The organism is Palleronia marisminoris (assembly GCF_900172315.1).
GTDB lineage: Bacteria > Pseudomonadota > Alphaproteobacteria > Rhodobacterales > Rhodobacteraceae > Palleronia > Palleronia marisminoris.
This window is the reverse complement of the sequence record NZ_FWFV01000002.1, coordinates 262,718-278,383: the sequence shown is the minus strand read 5'-3', so window position 1 is coordinate 278,383 and position 15,666 is coordinate 262,718. Positions and strand designations below refer to the sequence as shown.

General features: G+C 67.1%; 15 protein-coding genes. 8 read left to right on the top strand and 7 right to left on the bottom strand.

Annotated features, from left to right (window positions below; all coding sequences use genetic code 11):
- Positions 1-45 precede the first annotated feature (45 nt).
- Both nth and PAM7066_RS05030 read left to right on the top strand, forming a co-directional pair.
- The gene (nth, locus tag PAM7066_RS05035; RefSeq protein WP_085853048.1) at positions 46-690 is read left to right on the top strand and encodes an endonuclease III; all 645 of its coding nucleotides are present in this window, start codon (positions 46-48) and stop codon (positions 688-690) included.
- Positions 687-1,673: an adenosine kinase gene (locus tag PAM7066_RS05030; protein ID WP_085853047.1), complete on the top strand. Its 987-nt coding sequence runs from the start codon at positions 687-689 to the stop codon at positions 1,671-1,673. Before nth ends, PAM7066_RS05030 begins: the two co-directional genes overlap by 4 nt.
- On the opposite strand, the gene PAM7066_RS05025 is transcribed toward PAM7066_RS05030, so the two are convergent.
- The 6 genes from PAM7066_RS05025 to PAM7066_RS05000 all read right to left on the bottom strand — a co-directional run bounded on the left by PAM7066_RS05025 (position 1,670) and on the right by PAM7066_RS05000 (position 7,642).
- Positions 1,670-3,661 (bottom strand): TRAP transporter permease, encoded by a 1,992-nt coding sequence (locus PAM7066_RS05025; protein ID WP_085853046.1) that lies wholly within the window; start codon positions 3,659-3,661, stop codon positions 1,670-1,672. The genes PAM7066_RS05030 and PAM7066_RS05025 overlap by 4 nt on opposite strands.
- 6 nt (positions 3,662-3,667) lie before the next feature.
- Positions 3,668-4,117, bottom strand: a complete 450-nt coding sequence (locus PAM7066_RS05020; RefSeq protein WP_085853045.1) for a DUF1850 domain-containing protein — start codon at positions 4,115-4,117, stop codon at positions 3,668-3,670.
- Entirely contained in the window at positions 4,117-5,076 is a 960-nt protein-coding gene (locus PAM7066_RS05015; protein WP_085853044.1) for a TAXI family TRAP transporter solute-binding subunit, read from the bottom strand. Before PAM7066_RS05015 ends, PAM7066_RS05020 begins: the two co-directional genes overlap by 1 nt.
- Positions 5,077-5,151: 75 nt before the next feature.
- Positions 5,152-5,907: a LamB/YcsF family protein gene (locus PAM7066_RS05010; RefSeq protein WP_085853043.1), complete on the bottom strand. Its 756-nt coding sequence runs from the start codon at positions 5,905-5,907 to the stop codon at positions 5,152-5,154.
- Positions 5,904-6,896 carry a 5-oxoprolinase subunit C family protein gene (locus tag PAM7066_RS05005; protein ID WP_085853042.1) on the bottom strand — a complete coding sequence of 331 codons (993 nt, stop codon included), beginning with the start codon at positions 6,894-6,896 and terminating at the stop codon, positions 5,904-5,906. The genes PAM7066_RS05010 and PAM7066_RS05005 overlap by 4 nt, the downstream gene beginning before the upstream one ends.
- A complete protein-coding gene (locus tag PAM7066_RS05000) occupies positions 6,893-7,642 on the bottom strand; it encodes a 5-oxoprolinase subunit B family protein (RefSeq protein ID WP_085853041.1) in 750 nt (249 codons plus the stop codon). The genes PAM7066_RS05005 and PAM7066_RS05000 overlap by 4 nt, the downstream gene beginning before the upstream one ends.
- A gap of 280 nt (positions 7,643-7,922) precedes the next feature.
- Between PAM7066_RS05000 and PAM7066_RS04995 the strand changes: the two genes are divergently transcribed.
- From PAM7066_RS04995 to PAM7066_RS04970, 6 genes are all read left to right on the top strand, one after another.
- A complete protein-coding gene (locus PAM7066_RS04995; RefSeq protein ID WP_085853040.1) occupies positions 7,923-8,702 on the top strand; it encodes a DeoR/GlpR family DNA-binding transcription regulator in 780 nt (259 codons plus the stop codon).
- Positions 8,699-10,267, top strand: a complete 1,569-nt coding sequence (locus PAM7066_RS04990; RefSeq protein WP_085853039.1) for a sugar ABC transporter ATP-binding protein — start codon at positions 8,699-8,701, stop codon at positions 10,265-10,267. The genes PAM7066_RS04995 and PAM7066_RS04990 overlap by 4 nt, the downstream gene beginning before the upstream one ends.
- The gene (locus PAM7066_RS04985) at positions 10,264-11,247 is read left to right on the top strand and encodes an ABC transporter permease subunit (RefSeq protein WP_085853038.1); all 984 of its coding nucleotides are present in this window, start codon (positions 10,264-10,266) and stop codon (positions 11,245-11,247) included. The genes PAM7066_RS04990 and PAM7066_RS04985 overlap by 4 nt, the downstream gene beginning before the upstream one ends.
- Before the next feature lie 44 nt (positions 11,248-11,291).
- Entirely contained in the window at positions 11,292-12,239 is a 948-nt protein-coding gene (locus PAM7066_RS04980; RefSeq protein WP_085853037.1) for an ABC transporter substrate-binding protein, read from the top strand.
- Positions 12,240-12,300: 61 nt separating this feature from the next.
- Entirely contained in the window at positions 12,301-13,002 is a 702-nt protein-coding gene (gene araD, locus PAM7066_RS04975; protein WP_085853036.1) for an L-ribulose-5-phosphate 4-epimerase AraD, read from the top strand.
- Positions 12,999-14,567 carry a ribulokinase gene (locus PAM7066_RS04970; protein WP_085853035.1) on the top strand — a complete coding sequence of 523 codons (1,569 nt, stop codon included), beginning with the start codon at positions 12,999-13,001 and terminating at the stop codon, positions 14,565-14,567. Before araD ends, PAM7066_RS04970 begins: the two co-directional genes overlap by 4 nt.
- A 60-nt stretch (positions 14,568-14,627) precedes the next feature.
- Here the strand turns inward: PAM7066_RS04970 and PAM7066_RS04965 are convergent, their stop codons facing one another.
- Positions 14,628-15,662: a sodium:calcium antiporter gene (locus tag PAM7066_RS04965; protein ID WP_085853034.1), complete on the bottom strand. Its 1,035-nt coding sequence runs from the start codon at positions 15,660-15,662 to the stop codon at positions 14,628-14,630.
- Between the last annotated feature and the right edge of the window lie 4 nt (positions 15,663-15,666).

Below are 15,666 nucleotides of genomic sequence, written 5' to 3'. Positions count from 1 at the left end.
CCCCGCGCTTGCCACCGGACCGGCCTTCGGGGCAGAAGCGGGCCGATGGCCAAGCCGCTTCCATATCCGCTCCAGAAGGAGATCTTCACCCGCTTCCGCGATGCCGAGCCCGAACCCGAGGGCGAGCTGGAGCATGTGAACGTCTACACGCTGGTGGTCGCCGTGGCGCTGTCGGCGCAGGCCACTGATGCCGGGGTGAACAAGGCCACCCGCGCGCTGTTTGCGATCGCGGACACGCCACAGAAGATGCTGGACCTGGGCGAAGAGGGGCTGACCGAGCACATCAAGACCATCGGCCTGTTCCGCAACAAGGCGAAGAACGTGATGAAGCTGAGCCGTATCCTCGTCGAGGAATATGGCGGCGAGGTGCCCTCGTCCCGCGCGGCGCTGGAAGGTCTGCCCGGGGTGGGGCGCAAGACCGCAAACGTGGTGCTGAACATGTGGTTCAGGTATCCCGCGCAGGCCGTCGACACCCACATCTTCCGCGTCGGCAACCGCACCCGGATCGCACCCGGCAAGGACGTGGTCGCGGTCGAGCGTGCCCTGGAAGACAACGTGCCGGCCGAATTTGCGCAGCATGCCCATCATTGGCTGATCCTGCACGGCCGCTACACTTGCGTCGCGCGCAAGCCGAAATGCCCGGCCTGCCTGATCCGCGACCTCTGCCCCTACGAGGAGAAGACCCAATGACCACGCCCCACGTCATCGGCATCGGCAATGCTATCGTCGACGTCATCGCCCGCGCCGACGATCATTTCCTGGAGCATATGGGGATCGAGAAGGGCATCATGCAGCTGGTTGAGCGCGAGCGGGCCGAGCTGCTTTACGCCTCGATGGGCGAGCGGACGGAGACGCCGGGCGGGTCGGTGGCGAATACCATCGCGGGACTGGGCAAGCTGGGTCTGCAATCGTCGTTCATCGGCAAGGTGAAGGGCGATTCGCTCGGCCGCAGCTATGCCGAGGGGATGGAAGCCGATGGGATCGCCTTCCCGAACGCGCCGGTGGCCGACGCGCCGCTGCCGACGTCGCGGTCGATGATCTTCGTCTCGCCGGATGGCGAGCGGTCGATGAACACCTATCTCGGAGCGGGGGCCGACCTGGGCGCGGATGACGTGCCCGAGGCGCCCTTCGCCAAAGGCGGGTTCGTGTTCCTCGAAGGGTACCTGTTCGACAAGGACGAGGGGAAGACCGCCTTCCGCCGCGCAGCCGAGCTGATGCACCGCGCGGGCGGCGAGGCCGGGATCACCCTGTCCGATCCGTTCTGCACCGAACGCCACCGCGAAGACTTCAAGGCGCTGATCGCCGGCGAGATGGACGTCGTGATCGGCAACGAGAAGGAATGGACCACCCTCTACGAGACCGACCTCGACAGCGCGCTTGGCCTGGCGGCCGAGGCGTGCCGCACGGTGGTCTGCACCCGCTCGGGCGAGGCGGTGGTGATCCTGAAGGACGGCGCGCGGGTCGAGGTTCCGGTGACCCGGATCGTCCCGGTGGACGCGACCGGGGCAGGGGATCAGTTCGCGGCCGGGTTCCTCTATGGCTATGTCGGCGGGCGCGATTCCGAGACGTGCGGACGGATGGGTGTGGCCGCCGCGTCCGAGGTCATCAGCCATATCGGCCCCCGGCCCGAGGCCGACATGATGACCCGCTTCCGCGAGCTGGGTCTGGTCTAGGCCGGCGTCCCCGGCGCCTTGCCCGAGGCGCCGCGCCGCTCTGCCATCGCGTTCGCCCAGAGGAGCAGCACGATGATGGCGGCGCCGGCGATTTCGTAGGCAAGGTTGGGCCAGAACACCCCGATCCCCCCTGCTGTCGCCAGAATGCGCTGCCACCAAGGCATCGGCGCGAAAAGATACCCTTCGAGCGCGGCGGCAAAGGCGACCAGGGCCAGGATCGCGATGAACCCGTTCCACAGGACGAGGGGGATCGGCCCGCCGACGATGATCGGCTCGTTGAAGATCATGAAGAGCGGGATGAGGTAGAGGCCCTTGGCGAACTTCCACGCCTGCACCGACGTCTCCATCGGGGGGGATCCGGCGATCGCCGCCCCTGCGAAGCCCGCCAATGCGACGGGTGGCGTGACGTTGGAATCCTGGCTCCACCAGAACACCACCAGATGCGCGACGAGAAGCGGGATGCCGAACTGTTCGGTCAGGGCCGGGCCGATGAGGATGATGAGCACGATATAGGCCGCTGTCACCGGCAGCCCCATCCCGAGGATCAGGCTGGCCAGCACCACGAGAAGCAGCGCCAGCAGGAGGTTGCCGCCCGAGAAGGCGATCATCATGGCCGAGAACTTCAGCCCCAGCCCGGTCAGCCCGACGACACCGACGATGATCCCCGCGAGCGCGCAGGCGACCGACACCGCGACGGCGTTCCGCGCACCAAGTTCCAGCCCCTGAAGGGTTGTCGTCACCCCCGACTGCAGCAGGGCCACGGCGGACCGCCATGTCGGCCCCTCGCGCAGGAAGGCGATCACGGCACGAAGCACCGCCGAGGCGGCGACGGCGACGATGGCGTAGAACCCGACCCGCATGGGCGAGTAGCCCGCCACCAGAAGCCAGACCAGCACCCCGAGCGGCAGGAGGAAGTGCCACCCCTCCACCAGGACCTCGCGGACGCGGGGCAGCTCTTCGGCGGGCAGGCCTTCGAGGCCGCGCTTGACCGCCGCGATGTGGACCAACAGGTAGACGGTTCCGAAATAGAGGAAGGCCGGGAAGATCGAGATCATGACGATCTCGATATACGGCGTCCGGGTGAACTCGCTGATCAGGAACGCGCCCGCACCCATGAGGGGCGGCATGATCTGACCGCCGGTCGAGGCCGCCGCCTCGATCCCGCCCGCCTGTGCCGGACGATAGCCCAGCTTCTTCATCAGCGGGATCGTGAAGGCGCCTGTGGTGACGACGTTGGCGATGGCGCTGCCCGAGATCGATCCCATGCCCGCCGACGCGATCACCGCGGCCTTCGCCGGCCCGCCGCGCTGGCGGCCCGTGGTGGCATAGGCGAGGTCGATGAAGAACTTGCCGGCGCCGGTGACTTCGAGGAAGGCTCCGAAGAGGACGAAGATGAAGATGAACGTCGCTGCCACGCCAAGCGGAATGCCGTAGATGCCTTCGGCCCCGAGCGTCAGCTGGCTGGCCAGCCGTTCGAGCGAATAGCCGCGGTGATTGAGGATGCCAGGCATAAGGTCCGACAGGAACGGCAGCTCGCCCCGGTTGCCCGCGAAGGCGTAGACGATGAAGACGGCCCCGATGACGGTGATGGTCGCGCCGATGGCCCGCCGTGAGGCCTCGAGCACCAGGATGGCCGTGATGACCCCGACCACGACGTCCTGCGTGCGGGGAAAAATGGCGTTGGCGATCGCGTCGATATTGGCCGGAACCCAGTAGCCGACCAGCACGCCGCCCAGGATAAGGGGGGCATCGATGGCCCAGCCGATCAGCCCGCGCGGGCGGTCGCGGGTGACGGGGAACATCAGGAAGCACAGGACCAGGATGAACCCGAGGTGGATGGGGCGCTGGAAGAACAGGCCCAGCGGCTGGATCCCGGCGGCATAGAGCTGGAACAGCGACAGCGCGATCCCGACGACCGAGATTGCGCCCAGCACCGCCTTCGGCTGTATGGCCGCGACGCCCAGCTTTTCCACGTCAGGCTCTTGCATAGACGGTTACTCCAAAGCGATCCGAACGCGCCGATGCTCCGCGCGGGCCGAGAGCGAGACCTCCTCGTCCCCCGCCCGCAGGCGGTGATCGACCTTCATGCTGCCTGCCCTCAGGACATAGGCGTCGCCCGGCACAGGCTCGTCGATGTCCAGAATCCAGTAGCCCCCGTCCCCGTCCGAGACCTGTCGGCCCCGGCCGGGGATGTGACCAAGCCCCGCCGCAAAGTCGGGCTGGTGGGACCTGACGAGGACCATGCGTCCGTCGCGATTCTCGTAGCAATCCTCGACCTCGAAGCCCTGCACGGAGTGCCGCCAGAGGACGCACCAGCCATCGGTGTCGGCGATGTCGAAGCGGGCGATCTCGGTTCCGTCGTCAAGCCGCGCGGTAAGTTCGGCGGCCCCGACAGGCAGGGATAGCAGGAGGGTCAGCGACCCTCCTGCAAGAAGCGCGCGCATTATTCGCGCAGATCGTCGGGGATCTCGGCGCCGGTCTCTTCGAAATAGCGGATCGCGCCGGGGTGCAGCGGCACGGGCGTCGCCGACATGGTGAAGTCCACAGTCGTTTCCTCGGCCGCGGGGTGCACGGCGCGCAGCTCGGCGATGTTCTCGTACATCGCCCTGGTGACCTGGTAGACCATGTCCTCGTCCATCTCGGACGAGACGACGAGCACGTTGGGGACGCCGATGGTGGTGATTTCCTCGTCGACGCCCTCGTAGGTGCCGCCGGGAAGCGAAAGCGAGGTGAAGGTGGGGTCGGCCTCTTGCGCCGCCGCGACCTGCTCGTCGGTCAGCGGGACCATGCGGATGTCCTGGGTGGTCGCGAGGTTCAGGATCGACGAAGTGGGGGCGCCTACGCTCCAGAACCCGGCGTCGATGTCACCGTTTGCGAGCGCGTCCGCGGTCTCGTTGAAGTTCAGCCGCTGCGCGTCGAAATCCTCGAACACCATGCCGTTCGCCTCGAGAAGCGTCTGGGCGTTCACCTCGGTCCCCGAGCCGGGGGCGCCGACCGAAACGCGCTTGCCGGCCAGGTCGTCGATCGACTCGATCCCGGAATCGGCGGTCGTCACGATCTGCACCATGTTCGCGTAGAGCGACCCGATGGCACGGACCATCGGCAGCTGCTGGCCCTCGAACCGGCCGGTGCCGGCATAGGCCTGCTGGACGGTATCGGCGAGCGCGATGGCGAGGTCGGCGTCGCCGGTGGCGATCAGGCCCATGTTCTCGACCGAGGCGCCGGTGACCTCGGCGGTCGCGCTCACGCCCTCGACATGGTTGTTGATGACCTCGGCGAGGCCGCCGCCCATCGGGTAATAGACGCCGCCCGTGCCGCCCGTGGCGATCGAAAGCTGCGATTGCGCGACGGCCGGACCGGCAGCGAGCACCGCCAAGGCTGCGATTGCACGAAGATGTAGCATGTTTTCCTCCCTGAGTTTCTTGCTGGCAAGCCTATCGGCTGATCAGGGGTTTTCAACATACATAATGCGACCGGATCAAAGGCGGGCGATGGTGAGGCCGTCATTCTCGAGCCGCTGGCGCAGGGTGCGGGCGGCGGTGACGGCCGAGGGTTCGTCGCCATGCAGGCAGACCGTGTCGATGCGCGTCTCGATCCGGGCGCCCTTGGCGGTGATGATCGCGCCCTCGCGGATCATCTGGCTGATGCGGGCGGCGGCTTCCTCGGGGTCGGTGATCATGGCGCCGGGCTGGCCGCGCAGGATCAGCGTGCCGTCCTCGGCATAGCCACGGTCCGCGAAGATCTCGGCGGCGTATGGCACGCCGAGGGCGCGGGCGGCCTCTTCCATGGGCGTGGCGGCCAGCACCATCAGCACGATGTCGGGCTGCACTTCCAGCGCGGCGGCATAGGCGTGACGCGCGAGCTCTCCGTCGGCCTGCGCCATGTTCGACAGCGCCCCGTGGAGCTTGAGGTGCCGGACGGTCCCCCCCGCGGCGCGCGCCATCGCCTGGGCGGCACCCAGTTGGTACTGCACCAGCCGCGCGACGCTGTCATGGGGCATCTTCATCGCGCGCCGGCCGAAGCCTTGCAGGTCGGGAAAGCCCGGATGTGCGCCGATGCCGACGCCGTTCGCGACGGCCGCCCTCATGGTTGCGGCCATGGTGTCCCAGTCGCCGGCATGGAAACCGCAGGCGATGTTCGCCGAGGTCACGATGTCCAGCAGCGCGGCGTCGTCGCCCATGCGCCAGGGGCCGAAGCCTTCGCCCATATCCGCGTTGAGGTCGATCTGGGTCATGCTGTCTCTCCGGTCGTGACGCCGCTGATGAGCTGGTAGGCCCCGAGATCGCGAATGTCGTGAGGGTCGCGGATGCGGGGGGCCGTGCGGGCGCGCATGTCGCGCAGGATGTCGTCCTCACCTTGCCACGTCGCCTCGTCCAATGGGACGAAGCTGAGGCGCAGGGTGGCGCCGGGCGGCGTCTGCATGGCGCGGGGCAGGTCGTCGGGGTGCAGGCAGCCGATGCGCGGATAGCCCCCGGTCGTCTGGCATTCGGGGCCGAGCAGCATGGGACTGCCGTCGCCGGTGATCTGGATGTCGCCGGGGCGCGCGATCTCGGACAGCAGGGACAGCTGGCCTTCGGTGCCGAACGGTGCGCCGTCCTGGGTCAGGCGGATGCCCTGCCGATTGCCGCGCGGGTCGCGGGTGAAGGTGGTCTCTTGCAGTCTTGCGATCTGGTCTTCAGGGAAGAGCGCGGTGTGGGCGGATGGCAGAAGGCGCAGGGCGGCGCTCGCCGTGCGCTCGGCTTCCAGAACAAGGTCGGCCGCATCGCCCCCGTCCGGCCCGAGGAGGAGTTCATCGCCCGTCTCGACCGGCGCGCCGATCCCGGCGGCAAGATGCGCGGCGCGGCTGCCGAGGCGGATCGGCGTCGCAAGCCCGCCGCCGAACGAGACATAGGCATAGCCGCCGGTGCCGGCGGCCAGGGTCAGCGTCTCGCCCTCCGCAAGGCGGTGACTGCCGTTCCACGCAAGGCGGTTGCCCTCGACCTGCGCCGCGCGTTCCGAGCCGGTCAGGGCAAAGCGGAGCGGGCCGTTGGCGCGCAGCGCAAGGGGGGAGGGGGGCAGTTCCAGCGCCGCCGTCACCTCCTGCCGCAGAAGCGCCGCCGCAGCCAGCAGCGCGGTGCGGTCTGCCGCGCCGCCGCGCGACAGCCCCTGCGAGATGTAGCCGCGGCGTCCAAGGTCCTGAACGGTGATCCCCGGTCCCGCGCGGGTGAGTGTCACGGTGGTCATGCGATGTCTTCCAGGGTCACGCCGCCCTCGGGGGCACAGAGCGCTTCGAGTTCGGCGGCGGATACGGGGGTAAAGCGGACTTCGTCCCCGGGGGCGAGCACGATGGGTCGGTCGGGGTCATCGGGGCGGAAGCCGTGGAAGCGAGTCATCCCGATCTGACGCCAGCCGGTCGGCGTGGTCGTGGCGAAGACGATCAGCTGCCGCACGGCGGTGACGAGGGCGCCGGTCTCGACCCTTGGCGTCAGGTCGCGCTGGCGGTCGATGTTCCAATGGGCGTCGAGCTCGCCCAGATAGGCCTGCCCCGGCGCGTAGCCCAGGGCGAGGGCGCGGACCGGGCGGGCGCAGATTTCCTCGATGGCCTGTGCGCGGGTCAGGCCGGCGAGGTCTGCCGCCTCGTCGAGCTGGGGCGCGTGATCGCCCTCGAACGACACCGGGATCGTCAGCCGACGGCGGCCCGTGGGCAGGTCTGCCGCGAACCAGTCGCGCGTGCCCAGAAGCTTGCGCAGGCGCTCTGCCAGCGTCTCACGATTCAGCCGGGCAGGGTCGAAGGCGATGAAGGTCGAGGCGAGGGAGGTGGCGGTCTCGATCATCCCCTCCCACCCCTCATCATCCACCGCCGACCGGAACGCCAGCGCGGCGCGGTTCGCCGCCTCGTCCAGCCGGTCCGCGAAGGTCACGAGAAGGCCGTCGATCCCCAGAGGGGTCAGGCGGGGAAACGCATCGGAGGTGTCGGTCGCACTCTGCATCCTGACTCGGACCCTAGCAAAAAGCGCGGAGGAATCGAGGGGTGGCGGACACGATACCACGTGCATTCTCATCCGGCAGCCTGAGCGACAGGTGGAGTATAGCGCTGAGTGCGAGGCCTCGGTTGGTGCAGAAAAAGGCCGGGAGTTGCCAAGACTCGATCACATGGGTGAGCAAAGTTGATCACCATTGCTGGGCTGCCGACAAAAGTCTTGCACACTTGATCATCTTGCGTCATCCTGCCGGGGATTGGTGGAATGGAAGACGCCAAGCGGGGAGGGGATGGAGGAAAACCTTCGACATCAGGCCGTCGTCGAGGCGTTGCGCGAGCGACCGTTTCTTTCGGTGAACGAGCTGAGGGATCTGGTGGGCGTGTCGGCGGCAACGGTGCGGCGCGATATCGAAAAGCTGGCTGCTGCAGGGCGGGCAACCAAGGTCTACGGCGGAGTGACTGCGCTGGATGGGGCGCTACAACAACGCCCGGTAGCTCTTCCGTTCTCTGACAATCGCGACATTGCGGTCGATGCGAAGCGCGCAATCGCCGCGGCTGCCGCAGAACTCGTCCGCGATGGCAGCCAGATCATCGTCCATGCCGGCTCCACCTGCTTCCATTTCGGCGTCCGCATCGCTGATCGGAACGTCCGGGTCGCCACGCATTCCATGCCGCTCGCCGCATATCTGGGCGAGCACGGGACGTGCCAGGTCATCGTCGGTGGCGGCGACCTGCATCGTGAACCCGGGCTGCTCTACGAGGCGGGGGGGCTCGATACCGATTTCTTCGCGCAGCAGTTCTTCGTCGGCGCTCTCGGGGTCAGCGCGAAGGGGATACTGGAGTCGCACCCGCTTCTCGTGAAGTTCGTGCAGCACTTCGCCGACCGGGCGAACGAGGTCATCCTGCTGGCCGACAGCCGCAAGTTCGAGGAACGCCCCCCGTCCGTGGCGCTTCCCCTGTGGCGCGTCGCCCGGGTCGTCACGGATAGCGGGCTGAGCGACGCGCACCGCCAGATGATCGAGGATGCGGGCGTACAACTGACCATCGCCGACCCGGAGGTGCGACCATGACCGACGACGTGCCAATGCTCGAGATGCGCAACATCTCCAAGACCTTCGGCACCATCAAGGCGCTACAGGACGTATCGCTGCGGGCCTACGGTGGCGAGGTCCACTCGCTGATGGGCGAGAACGGGGCCGGCAAGTCGACCTTGATGAAGGTGCTGTCCGGCGCGCACGCGCCCGATGCGGGCGGTGAGGTGCTGGTTGACGGCGCTCCGATTCCGCTGGGGGATCCGAAGCTGTCGAAAGCCCGCGGCGTCGCCGTGATCTACCAGGAGTTGACGCTCGCTCCGAACCTGACGGTGGCGCAGAACGTGTTCCTGGGCGCCGAGCCACACCGGGGCGGCATCGTCAGCCGTCGCGAGATGCTGGAACGGACGCAGCCCATCCTCGACCGGCTGGGGGTCACCTTCGATGCCGGCACGAAGGTCTCCCGCCTGTCGCTGGGCGAGCGGCAACTCGTCGAGATCGCCCGCGCCATGTCCACGGATGCCAAGATCATCGTCATGGACGAGCCCACCACGTCGCTGTCCGAGCGCGAGACCGACAAGCTTTTCCAGGTCATCGCCGGGCTGAAGCGCGACGGGATCGCCGTTGTCTACATCAGTCACCGGATGGACGAGATCTACCAGCTGTCGGATCGCTGCTCGGTGCTGCGCGACGGCGCCTTCGTGGGCACGCTGGAGAAGGACGAGATCGAGGCCGACCGCCTCGTTTCGATGATGGTCGGCCGCGATCTTTCGAGCTTCTACAAGAAGGAGCATGTCGCGGAGGGGGACGCGCAGCAGAGGGTTCTGCGCGTCGAGGACATCGGCGACGGCGTCAAGGTGAGGGGCTGCTCGTTCGAGGTCGGCCGTGGCGAAGTGCTGGGCATCGCGGGCCTCGTGGGGTCCGGTCGCACCGAGCTTCTGCGGTTGATCTATGGCGCGGACTCGGCCTCATCGGGGCGGGTCTGGCTTGATGGTGAGGATGTCACGCCCCGCTCGCCGCGCGACGCGCTTCGACACGGCATCGCTTACCTGACGGAAGATCGCAAGGAGCTCGGCCTCTTCCTCGACATGACGCTGTCCGACAACATCAACATGGCGGTGGCCGAAGGGGATGCACGGGCCGGTGGTCTGCGCAACTTCCGGACGGCGGCCCGGCGCGCGCGAAGCGCCCTCGACTCCCTGAGCATCCGCGCCCCGTCGGCGCGCGCCAATGCCGGCTCCCTGTCGGGGGGCAACCAGCAGAAGGTGCTGCTGGCCCGCCTGCTCGAGGCTCAGCCCAAGGTGCTGATGCTCGACGAGCCGACGCGGGGCGTCGACGTGGGGGCCAAGTCCGAGATCTATCGGCTGATCGACGAACTCGCCCGCAGCGGGCTGGCCATCGTCGTGGTGTCGAGCGAACTCCCCGAGATCATCGGCATCTCCGACCGCTGTCTCGTCATGCGCGAAGGTAAGATCGCGGGCGAGGTCTCGGCGGCCCCGGGTCGCTCCATCGAGCAGACGGACATCATGGCCCTGTCCACCGGCGCGCAGGCCGGGACGAGAACCGAAACGCCCCCCAAGATCGCAGAGAAGGAAGGCCTATGACCGACGACACCACGTCCTCGAGCGGCAGCAAGCGCGCGGCGCTGAGGACCTCGATCATGGCGCTCGGCATGTTGCCCGTCCTGATCCTGCTGGCCATCGGCTTCGAGGTCCTGAGCGGCAAGTTCCTGACCGTGAACAACATCTCGATCGTCATGCAGCAGGCGTCAATCAACATCGTCCTGGCGGCCGGCATGACCTTCGTCATCCTGACCGGCGGGATCGACCTGTCGGTGGGCTCGATCCTCGCGGCCTCGGCAGTGGGGGCCGTCACCGTTTCGCTGCTCGACGGTTACGGCATGGTGGGTATCCCGGTCGGTCTGGCGCTCGGCCTGGCCTTCGGCCTGGTCAATGGCGTCCTGATCGCGTTCCTGAAGCTGCCGCCCTTCATCGTCACGCTGGGTTCGCTGACGGCGGTGCGGGGGGTCGCGCGTCTCATGGGCAACGACACCACCGTCTTCAACTCGGATCTGCCCTTCGCCTTCCTCGGAAACGGCGACTTCCTCGGGGTCCCATGGCTCGCGATCATCGCCCTGGCGGTGATCCTTCTGTCCTGGTTCATCCTGCGGGCCACCATTCTCGGCACGTGGATCTACGCGGTCGGCGGCAATCAGGAGGCAGCGCGGCTCACGGGGATCAAGGTCTCGCTGGTCTTGCTGTTCGTCTACGGGTTCTCGGGCCTGATGTCGGGCCTCGGCGGCGTGATGTCGTCGGCGCGCCTCTATGCGGCCAACGGCTTGCAGCTCGGCCAGGCCTATGAGCTCGACGCCATCGCCGCCGTCATCCTGGGCGGTACCAGCCTGATCGGCGGCATCGGCTCGATCTGGGGCACGCTGATCGGCGCCCTGATCATCGCGGTGCTTTCGAACGGTCTGATCCTGACCGGCGTGTCGGACATCTGGCAATACATCATCAAGGGTCTCGTCATCATCGGCGCCGTGGCGCTCGATCGATACCGGATCAAGAGCGGCGCCCGGACCTGAGCGCCGCTGACCGGACCACCAAACGCAACCTGGAGGAGAAACCAATGCGTATACTAGACAAGCTCGCTCTCGGCACCGCCATGGCCGTCGGCCTGGCCGCCACGGCCTCGGCGCAAGAAGACAAGACGCTCGAAAGCGTCGGCATCTCGGTGGGCCTGCTCGGCAACCCGTTCTTCGTCGCGACGATCGACGGCATCACGGACGCCGCGAAGGAGATCAATCCGGACGTGGAGATCACCTCGGTCTCGGCCGATTACGACCTCAACAAGCAGGTCAGCCAGATCGACAGCTTCGTGGCCTCCGGCGTCGACATCATCATGCTGAACGCAGTCGACGACAGCGCCATTGCTCCCGCCGTGGAGCGCGCCAAGGAGGCTGGCGTCACCGTGGCCGCGTTCGACGTGTCGGCACCCGGTGCCGAGGTGACGGTGATGACCGACAATGTCGCTGCCGGCACGATTGCCTGCGAATACATCGTCGAGCAGCTTGGCGGTGAGGGGAACGTCGCGATCATCAAGGGGCCGTCCTCGTCGTCGCTGAACGACCGCTTCAAGGGCTGCTCGGACGTGTTCGCCGCGGCCGACGGGATCACCGTGGTCTCGGACGACCAGAACGGCATGGCCTCGCGCGATGGCGGGCTCGAAGTGATGCAGGGTCTTCTGACCCGGTTCGACGACCTCGATGCCGTGTTCGGCGCCAACGATCCGATGGCCCTGGGTGCCCAGCTGGCGGCACGGCAGCTCGACCGCACGGACATCATCATCACCGGCGTGGACGGCGCACCGGACACCGAAGAGGCGTTGCAGACCGAGGGGTCGCTCATCAAGGCGTCCGCAAGCCAGGATCCCTATGGGATGGCGGCCGAGGCCATGCGGCTCGCCCACGACGTGTTTCAGGGCAACCCGCCCGAAGACGACACCGTCCTGATCCAGCCCGAGCTCATCACGGCCGAGAACGTGGACGAGTATCAGGGCTGGACTGCCGAGCGCTGAACACAGGGCCTGCGCCGCTAGCCGGCGGCGCAGGCTGCACCAACGACGAAAGGGCTCCGACATGGACCTCACCGAACTGAAGGCTGCCGTCTGCGAGGCCAACCTCGCCACTGTGCAAACTGGCCTGGTGATGGCGACCTTCGGCAATGCCAGCGGTGTCGACCGCGAAACCGGTCTGGTCGCGATAAAGCCGAGCGGCGTGCCCTACGACAGAATGACCTCCGACGACATGGTTGCCGTGCGCCTCGACGGTTCGGTCGTCGATAACCACTACAAGCCGTCCTCCGACCTCGATACGCATCTGTTGCTGTATCGCGCGTTCGACGGCGTCGGTGGCGTCGTGCACACCCACTCCACGTTCGCGACGATCTTCGCGCAGGCGTTGACGCCCATCCCGTGCTTTGGGACGACGCATGCCGACTACTTCCGCGGCACCGTCCCGGTGACACGGCACCTCACCGAGGCCGAAATTGCCGACAGTTACGTCGCCTCTACCGGCCAGGCCATCATCGACGCATTTGCCGGACGCGATCCGCTGGAGGTTCCCGCAGCCCTGGTCGCCGGTCACGGCCCCTTCGTCTGGGGTCGGACACCGGCCGAGGCGGCGATGAACGCGCATATCCTCGAGGAATGCGCCCGGATGGCCTGGTATTCGTTGCAGCTTCGCCCCGATCTGGGCAGCCTGCCCGTCGCGCTTCGCGACCGCCACTTCCTGCGCAAGCACGGCCAAGCTGCCACCTATGGACAGGAGACGCGCGCATGACCGTCGTCGCAGGCGCAGATTTCGGAACGCTCAGCGTCCGCGTCACATTGATGGAGACCGGCACCGGCGAAACGCTGGGGACGGCGGTCGCAGAGTATCCGCTGAAGCGATCCAAGGCAGAACCATTGGCCGCGAAGCAGTCCCACGACGACCATATGTCCGCCCTCTGCTCCGCCATGAGCCAGGCCATCGCGGCCGCGGGGATCGAGGGCAGCGACATTGCCGCCTTCGCCGCCGACACGACGGGTTCGAGCGTCGTCATGGTGGATGCGGACCTCACGCCGCTCGACGACTACTACCTGTGGTGTGACCACACGGCCCATGTCGAAGCCGAAGAGATCACGCGCATGGCCCATGAAGAGGGCCTCGAGGCAATCCGCTGGTGCGGCGGCGTCTATTCGCACGAATGGGGCTACGCGAAGCTGCTGCATTTCCTGCGGCACAACCCCGGCAAGCGGGACCGCGTCGCGACCGCGCTCGAGCACTGCGACATGCTGGTGGCGACCCTGACAGGCGCCAGGATCGACGACCTTTCGCGCTCGGTCTGCGCGATGGGGCATAAATGGATGTGGGGCGAGGCTTGGGGCGGACTGCCGGACCAGGACTTCCTTTCGCGCGTCGACCCGCTTTTCGACGGTATCAACGCGAAGCTTGGCGGACGCTATGGCACATCGAACCAGATTGCCGGGCACCTGACCGAAGAGTGGGCGGCGAAGCTTGGACTCAGGCCCGGTATTCCGATCCCGTTCGGTGCCTTCGATTCGCACTGGGATGCCATCGCATGCGGCTGTGGGCCGGGGGACCTCGTCAACGTCGTCGGCACCTCGACATGCATGATCTCGATCGCGCCGTCAGGCATCGAGCCGGTGCCCGGAATCTGTGGCGCCGTCCCGGGGAGCGTGGTGCCGGGGTATATCGGCGTCGAAGCGGGGCAGTCGGGCACTGGCGACATATTCGACGCCATCGCCACCCGTGCGGGGTCGGACGTGGCGGCGCTTTCTGCGGGCTTCGACAACCGCGAACCGGGGTCGACCGGGCTTCTCCGCATGGTCTGGGACAACGGCGACCGCACCATCCTCGTCCGCTCGGACCTGGGCGGCATCACGTTGGGGTGGGATCTTCATCACACCGCCGCCGACGAGCTGCATGCGGCCATCGAGGGTATGGCGATGCACGTCCGCCTGATCATCGAGCGGATGAAGGAGCACGGCGTCGTCGTGAACCGCGTGATGAACGGCGGCGGCATCCCGCAGAAGAACAGTGCGCTGAACCAGATCTACGCGGATGTGCTGGGGACGGAGGTGCATGTCCCGCAACATTCTCCAACCGGTGTCGGCGCCTGCATCTTCGCCTCGCTCGCGGCAGGATTGTTCGAGAATTACGAGGCCGCGCAGGCGCGGCTTGCACCGCCGCACCGGGTCTACGCTCCACGCGCCGAAGCGACGGATGCATACGACCGGCTCTATGCCCTCTTCCGCTCGGTCTATTTCGCGTTCGGCGAAGGAGAGAAGCTGGATCTGGGAATCGTCCTGCCGGCGCTGCGCGGGTTTCGACAAGGTGGCTGACGGTAGTGCATCAAGAAACCCGGCGCAGCACCGCCAGCACATCGAAGCCAAGCGGGGCCGCTAGATGAATATCTGGGTCAAGACGGCGCCGGCATAGATCAACAGGATGAGAAGGCTCTCGCCACCGATCTTGCCCGGTCCCTGACGCTGCCGCAGAATGAGCCCGCCGAGCAGGACGCTCGTCATCAGCAGTGCCGTCGCGATCCAGAAGAAATCGCCCATGCCGGCGGCATGGTAGAGCGACCCGTCCCGGTAGGCTACGTCGGACGCCATGAGGAACAGCGTGTCGAACGTGTTGCCGCCGATGATCCCGCCGACCGCCAGCTGAAGCGCGCCGCGCCTGACTGCGGCGACGGTCGTGACCAGCTCGGGAAGTGAGGTCACCACAGCCGTCGCGAGGACGCCGACCAGCGTCTCGGACAGCTCCATGCGATCGGAAAGGACCGACGACGTCTTCGCGATGACCCACCCCGACGTCCCCATCAGAAGCATCAGGCCCCCGAAGATCGCAGCCAGGCGCGCGGTGCTGGTGGCGGCGCTTTCGGCGTCCTCCTCGTCGGGTGTGTCCTCGTCGGTGTCGGAGGTTTCGACCGGCTTCCACATCGGCGTTTCTCGCGCCGAACGACTTGCGACCAAGCCCCCCGCGTAGACCAGCGGAATGACGAGCGAGAGGGGGTGGATCGCCCAGATCGTCACGTCCGGCGACGTCATCGCCAGAAATGGAATGGTCAGCAGCACCATCAGGACCAGGCCCTGGAGGACGTTCGCCAGATCGGCGGCAGCGTGTTCGAGGTTGATCCGGCGATAGAACATGTCCGCCACCGCAAGGAACACCGTCTGCGCCGCGATGCCCCCGACCGCGTTCGAAAAGGCCAGCGACGCGCGACCGTCGAGAGCCGCGGTGATCGAGACGATGATCCCGCTGAGCGACGTCGCCGCACCCAGGAGGACGCCGCCGACGATAGCCTCTCCGAGTCCGGTGCGGTCGGCCAGCCGGTCTGCGACGCTGGTCATCCGAAGTCCCGAAAAGAAGATGACGAGCGCGGCGACGAGGAAGCCGCAAATCAGCGCCACGGTGGGCAGGTCGGTCCACATGAAG

What these genes read in the sequence shown, in the direction of transcription:
- nth (WP_085853048.1), top strand. Translation starts at nt 46, where the DNA reads ATGGCCAAGCCGCTTCCATATCCGCTCCAGAAGGAGATCTTCACCCGC.
- PAM7066_RS05030 (WP_085853047.1), top strand. Translation starts at nt 687, where the DNA reads ATGACCACGCCCCACGTCATCGGCATCGGCAATGCTATCGTCGACGTC.
- PAM7066_RS05025 (WP_085853046.1), bottom strand. Translation starts at nt 3,661, where the DNA reads ATGCAAGAGCCTGACGTGGAAAAGCTGGGCGTCGCGGCCATACAGCCG.
- PAM7066_RS05020 (WP_085853045.1), bottom strand. Translation starts at nt 4,117, where the DNA reads ATGCGCGCGCTTCTTGCAGGAGGGTCGCTGACCCTCCTGCTATCCCTG.
- PAM7066_RS05015 (WP_085853044.1), bottom strand. Translation starts at nt 5,076, where the DNA reads ATGCTACATCTTCGTGCAATCGCAGCCTTGGCGGTGCTCGCTGCCGGT.
- PAM7066_RS05010 (WP_085853043.1), bottom strand. Translation starts at nt 5,907, where the DNA reads ATGACCCAGATCGACCTCAACGCGGATATGGGCGAAGGCTTCGGCCCC.
- PAM7066_RS05005 (WP_085853042.1), bottom strand. Translation starts at nt 6,896, where the DNA reads ATGACCACCGTGACACTCACCCGCGCGGGACCGGGGATCACCGTTCAG.
- PAM7066_RS05000 (WP_085853041.1), bottom strand. Translation starts at nt 7,642, where the DNA reads ATGCAGAGTGCGACCGACACCTCCGATGCGTTTCCCCGCCTGACCCCT.
- PAM7066_RS04995 (WP_085853040.1), top strand. Translation starts at nt 7,923, where the DNA reads ATGGAGGAAAACCTTCGACATCAGGCCGTCGTCGAGGCGTTGCGCGAG.
- PAM7066_RS04990 (WP_085853039.1), top strand. Translation starts at nt 8,699, where the DNA reads ATGACCGACGACGTGCCAATGCTCGAGATGCGCAACATCTCCAAGACC.
- PAM7066_RS04985 (WP_085853038.1), top strand. Translation starts at nt 10,264, where the DNA reads ATGACCGACGACACCACGTCCTCGAGCGGCAGCAAGCGCGCGGCGCTG.
- PAM7066_RS04980 (WP_085853037.1), top strand. Translation starts at nt 11,292, where the DNA reads ATGCGTATACTAGACAAGCTCGCTCTCGGCACCGCCATGGCCGTCGGC.
- araD (WP_085853036.1), top strand. Translation starts at nt 12,301, where the DNA reads ATGGACCTCACCGAACTGAAGGCTGCCGTCTGCGAGGCCAACCTCGCC.
- PAM7066_RS04970 (WP_085853035.1), top strand. Translation starts at nt 12,999, where the DNA reads ATGACCGTCGTCGCAGGCGCAGATTTCGGAACGCTCAGCGTCCGCGTC.
- PAM7066_RS04965 (WP_085853034.1), bottom strand. Translation starts at nt 15,662, where the DNA reads ATGTGGACCGACCTGCCCACCGTGGCGCTGATTTGCGGCTTCCTCGTC.